This window comes from Motilibacter deserti, assembly GCF_011250635.1.
GTDB classification, from domain to species: domain Bacteria; phylum Actinomycetota; class Actinomycetes; order Motilibacterales; family Motilibacteraceae; genus Motilibacter_A; species Motilibacter_A deserti.
Window position 1 is genome coordinate 1 of sequence record NZ_JAANNP010000117.1, and the last position, 5,079, is coordinate 5,079.

The following is a 5,079-nucleotide window of genomic DNA, read 5'->3' on the forward strand; positions in this document are numbered from 1 at the left end:
CAGGAGCGTCGCGGTAGAGCTTCAGCCGGGCCGCGCCGGGGTCGGCTCCCGCGGAGAAGCTGAGCGCCAGCCGGTCACCCTCCGGCCCCTCGAGCGACTCCAGGTGCCCGATGTCCAGCACGGCCTCGGCCGCGCCGAAGTCCTCCTTGTAGGCCTGCGGGAACGCCCGCGCGTAGCGGCGCAGCAGGGCCGCCGCCGCGGCCGGCTCGTGCGCTGCGCCCACGGCGTCGGCGAGGTCGTCCTCCCAGGTGCGCGTCGCCGCGGCGAGCCGGGCCTCGATGGCGGCCGCGTCCACCTCGGGCAGCCGGTCGCCGGGAGGCACCCAGGCCACGAAGTGCAGCCGGGCGAGGACCGACTCGGTGACCCGCGCGGTGTAGTCGATGCTGTCGGCGCCGACGGCCTCGCGCAGCACCGCCTCCATGCGCAGCCGGACGGTCGTCGTGTAGCGGTCGCGCGGGAAGTAGAGCAGGCACGAGACGAAGCGGCCGTAGTCGTCCCGGCGGAGGAAGGCGCGTACGCGGCGGCGCTCGCCGAGCCGGAGCACCTCGAGCACGACCGAGGCCAGCGTCTCGGCGTCGACCTGGAAGAGCTCGTCGCGGGGGTAGGCCTCGAGCACCTGCAGGACCTGGCGGCCCGAGTGGCTCGTGGCGACCGTCCCGGCCGCGTGCATCACGTGCTCGGCCTTGCGGCGCAGGACCGGGATGCGCAGGACGCTCTCGCTGTAGGCGGTCGACGAGAACAGCCCCAGGAAGCGGCGCTCGCCGACGACGCGCCCGGAGCCGTCGAACGTCTTGATGCCCACGTGGTCGAGATAGGCCGGACGGTGAACCGTGGATCGTGAATTCGCCTTCGTGAGCACGAGCAGGCGCGGTTCGCTGGCGATCGCCGCCGCCTCGGGCGAGAACCGCCGGACCACGGGCCCCTCGGCCTGCACCGGGCGCGTCGCCGGCTCGTGCGGGCGGAGGATGCCGAGCTCGCTGCCCGGGACGCGGCGCAGGCCGGTGCCGTCGGGCTCGAGGGCGTAGTCGGCGTAGCCGAGGAAGGTGAACGAGTTCTGCGCCAGCCAGCGCAGCAGCTCCACCGCCTCGTCGGCCTCGGCCGCGCCGATCCCGGCCGGGCGCTCGGCCGCCAGCTCGTCCGCCATCCGCAGCGACTGCGTACGCATCGGCTGCCAGTCCTCGACGGCGACCCGCACGTCGCCGAGCACGCCGCGCACCGCCGCCGCGAGCTCGTCGGGGGTCGTCCGCTCCCCGCTCAGCTCGAGGTGCATCCAGGACTCGGCGAGGCACCCCTGCGGGCAGGACGCCGCGGCCGGGCCGAGCACGTCCTCGAGCCGCCCGTCGGCGTCCCGGCGCACGGCGAGCTGGGGGTGGAGCAGCCAGGTGATCGCGTACCCGAGGCGGGAGACGAGCGCGGTGACGGAGTCGACGAGGAACGGCATGTCGTCGGTGATGACGTCCAGCGCGATGCGGGCGCCCACCTCCTCGTCCAGGACGTACGCCTGGACGAGCGCCTCGCCCGCCGGCCGGCGGGCGCCGAGCCGGGCGTGCGCCGCCAGGACCGCGTCGGCGTGCCCCGCCCCCTGCCCCTGCACCTCGTCCGGCGGCACGTGCGCGAAGTACGCGGCCGCGAGCCGCGCAGGCCCCCCGGGCAGGTCGGCGGCGGGGGAGGTGGGCAGTTGCGCGCTCATGCGGCGGGCTCCTCGGCGACGGTGGCGAGTCGGGCGAACGGGGTTGTCCGTGGCGCCATCCGTCTATTCCTACTCCCCCGACAGGTGGCGCTGCAGAGCCGGAGCGATCAGGGCGACCACGTCCTCCTCGGGAGCGGAGGCGATCGGCTCGACGCCGATGACGTGTCGCAGCAGCGCGACGCCGAGCAGCTGGGCCACGGCCGCCTCCACCCGCAGCTCGCGGTCCGGCAGGCCCGCGATCGGCGAGGCCTCCGCCACCCGCGCGAGCAGGCTGCCCGTGACGAACTCGCGCAGCATCCCGGCCGCCGCCGGGCTCGACGTCGCGGCCGACAGCAGCGCGATGAAGGGCTCGCGGCTCTCCGGGCGGGCCCACACCCCCAGGAAGAAGCGTGTCACCCGCTCCCCCAGCCCGTCCGGGTTCCCGGCCAGGATCCGCGGGAGCGCGTCCGCCGGGTCGAACGGCAGCCGCATCGCGGCGACGAAGACCTGCTCCTTGCCCTCGAAGTAGTGGTGGACGAGGGACGGGTCCACCTCCGCCACCCGGGCGATCCCGCGCAGCGAGGCCTTGTCGTAGCCCTTCGCCGCGAACTCCGCCCGCGCGGCCGCGAGGATGCGCTCCCGGGCGTCCGACGGCCCCGCCGGCCGGCCGCGCGGGCTCACGCGGCCAGCCCGCGCGCGAGGTGGTGCCGGGCGAAGGACAGCGCCTCCTCGAGGTCGGCGCGGCGGGCGGCCCGGTCCGCGGCGCGCCGGGTGTTGACCTCCACCACCACCGTCCCGCCGAAGCCGCCGTGGCCGAGCAGGGCGAGCACCTCGGCGCACGGCTGGGTGCCCCGGCCCGGCACCAGGTGCTCGTCGCGCGGCGAGCCCGAGCCGTCGGCCAGGTGCAGGTGGCCGAGCCGCCGGCCCATCGCGTCCACCGCCTCGAGCGCGTCCACGCCCGAGGTCGCCGTGTGCGAGAGGTCCAGGACGAGATGGTCGTACGCCTCGCCGACCGGGTCCCAGCCCGGGGCGTACGCCTCCAGCAGCCGCCCGCGCGCCTTCCACGGGAACATGTTCTCCACCGCGAGAGCCACGGCGGTCCGCTCCTGCCGCTCGGCCAGGCCCTCGACGAACGTCCGGGCGTAGTCGCGCTGCCAGCGGAACGGCGGGTGGATCACGACGGTCCGCGCGCCGAGCTGCTCGGCCAGGCCGTACGACCGCTCGATCTTGGCCCACGGGTCGTTGCCCCACACCCGCTGCGTGAGCAGCAGCGTCGGCGCGTGGATCGAGAGGACCGGGATCTTGTAATGCGAGGACAGGCGCTCGAGGGCCGAGGCGCTCTGGCTCACCGGGTCGTTCCAGACCATGACCTCGACGCCGTCGTAGCCGAGCGCGGCTGCCGCCTCGAACGCCGCGGTGCAGCCCTCGGGATAGACCGAGGCCGAGGAGAGGGCGACCGGTGGCGCCGCGCGGCCGCCCGCGGAGGTCACGGCGTCGGCAGGGCGTCCAGCCGGCGCAGCAGGATGCCCTCCCGGAGCGCCCACGGGCAGATGTCGAGCTCCTCGACGCCGAGCAGGTCCATCGCCGCGAGCGCCACCATCGCGCCGGCCAGCAGCTGCGGCGCACGGTCCTCGCTCACCCCCGGCAGCCCGCAGCGCTTGCGCAGCGACATCGCCGGCAGCCGCTCCTCCGCCCACTCGGCCAGGCCGTCGCGGCGCAGCACGCGCCGCACGTAGGGGCCGTCGGCGTACGGCGCGGCGCCGCAGATCCGGGCCAGCGACCGGAACGTCTTCGACGTGCCCACCACCCGGTCCGGCGTGCCCACGAGCAGCACGTCGCGTACGACCTTGCCGAGCTCGGCCCGGATGTACTTGCGCGTCGCCTTCACGTCGGCGGCGGAGGGCGGGTCGCCCGGCAGCCGGTCGCGCGTCAGGCGGCCGGCGCCCAGCGGCACCGACAGCGCGACCGTCGGCTCCTCCTCGGCGCCCGCCGAGATCTCCAGGCTGCCGCCGCCGATGTCGAGGTCGACCAGCCGGCCCGCTGACCAGCCGAACCACCGGCGCACGGCGAGGAACGTCAGCCGGGCCTCGTCGGGGCCGGACAGCACGGTCAGCTCGACGCCGGTCTCGTCGCGGACCCGGGCCAGCACCTCGGTGCCGTTGGGCGCCTCGCGGATGGCCGAGGTCGCGAAGGCCATCATCTGCTCGACGCCCTGGTCGTCGGCGACGTCCGCGGCCTCGAGGCAGAAGGAGACGAGCTGGTCCGCGCCCTTGCGCGAGATGCTGCCGTCGTCCTCGAGCTGCTCGGCCAGGCGCAGGCGCATCCGGTGGGAGTACGCCGCCAGCGGCGGCGCGCCCGGGTGGGCGTCGACGACGAGCAGGTGGACTGTGTTCGACCCCACGTCGAGGACCCCGAGGCGCACGCGAGGAGCCTAACCAGTGCGCGCCTACGCTGTGCCGGTGCCCGAGGTGCCCCTGGACTTCCCCCGTGCGTGGGTCGAGTTCGCCGACCCCGACGACGACTCGCAGGTCTTCCGCTGCGACCTGACCTGGCTCACCTCCCGCTGGACGTGCATCTTCGGGTCCGGGTGCCAGGGGATCTACGCCGAGCGCCCCGACGACGGGTGCTGCACGCTCGGCGCGCACTTCGCCGACGAGGACGACGAGAAGCGTGTCGCCGGGTTCGTGAAGCAGTTGACGCCCGAGACCTGGCAGCTGCACGGCCGCGGCCGCAAGCACTGGATCGAGACCGACGACGAGGGCGCCCGCAAGACCCGCGTCGTCGACGGCGCCTGCGTCTTCCTCAACCGGCCCGGCTTCCCCGGCGGCTACGGCTGCGCGCTGCACACCCTCGCCGTCGCCACCGGGCGCGAGCCGCTCGAGACCAAGCCGGACGTCTGCTGGCAGCTGCCGGTGCGGCGGTCCTACGAGCGGGTCACCCGCCCCGACGACACCGAGGTCTTGATCACGACCATCGCCGAGTACGACCGGCGCGGCTGGGGCCCGGGCGGTCACGACCTCGACTGGTACTGCACCGGCAACACCGACGCGCACGTCGGCCGGGAGCCGGTCTACGTGTCCTACGCCCCCGAGCTCACCGAGCTCATGGGCGCCGCCGCGTACTCCGCGCTGGTCCGGCTCTGCGAGGAGCGCATGGCGTCGTCGCTGCTGCTCGCGCCGCACCCGGCCGACGCCACCTCCGCCCCGCGCCGCAAGCCCCGGCGCCGGGGCAGTGCCGGCGACGCGGAGCCCGCCGCCACGACGTGACACGGCCTCGCTCGACCTGGCAGTACGCGCCACTCGCGCCCGGGGGCGGCCGCCTGGTTCGGCGCGATGCCGCATTCATCCGGCGCTGCACTGGCACGATGCCGCATTCATCGCGACCTATCGCCGCGATGCCGCATCGTCGCG

General features: G+C 75.3%; 4 protein-coding genes and 1 pseudogene. 1 reads left to right on the forward strand and 4 read right to left on the reverse strand.

Going from position 1 to position 5,079, the window contains the following annotated elements:
- The 4 genes and pseudogenes from G9H71_RS20900 to G9H71_RS20915 form a co-directional block, all read right to left on the reverse strand.
- A pseudogene (locus G9H71_RS20900) lies at nucleotides 1-1,690 on the reverse strand (NAD-glutamate dehydrogenase); the annotation flags it as partial.
- A 69-nt stretch (nucleotides 1,691-1,759) separates the two neighbouring features.
- Nucleotides 1,760-2,350, reverse strand: a complete 591-nt coding sequence (locus tag G9H71_RS20905) for a TetR/AcrR family transcriptional regulator (protein ID WP_166284710.1) — start codon at nucleotides 2,348-2,350, stop codon at nucleotides 1,760-1,762.
- Complete coding sequence (locus G9H71_RS20910; protein WP_166284711.1) at nucleotides 2,347-3,159, reverse strand: sugar phosphate isomerase/epimerase family protein; 813 nt, start codon at nucleotides 3,157-3,159, stop codon at nucleotides 2,347-2,349. Before G9H71_RS20910 ends, G9H71_RS20905 begins: the two co-directional genes overlap by 4 nt.
- Nucleotides 3,156-4,091, reverse strand: a complete 936-nt coding sequence (locus tag G9H71_RS20915) for a Ppx/GppA phosphatase family protein (RefSeq protein WP_166284712.1) — start codon at nucleotides 4,089-4,091, stop codon at nucleotides 3,156-3,158. Before G9H71_RS20915 ends, G9H71_RS20910 begins: the two co-directional genes overlap by 4 nt.
- 16 nt (nucleotides 4,092-4,107) lie before the next feature.
- On the opposite strand from G9H71_RS20915, the gene G9H71_RS20920 reads away from it, so the two are divergent.
- Nucleotides 4,108-4,935, forward strand: a complete 828-nt coding sequence (locus tag G9H71_RS20920) for a hypothetical protein (RefSeq protein ID WP_407939783.1) — start codon at nucleotides 4,108-4,110, stop codon at nucleotides 4,933-4,935.
- The last annotated feature ends 144 nt before the right edge of the window (nucleotides 4,936-5,079 follow it).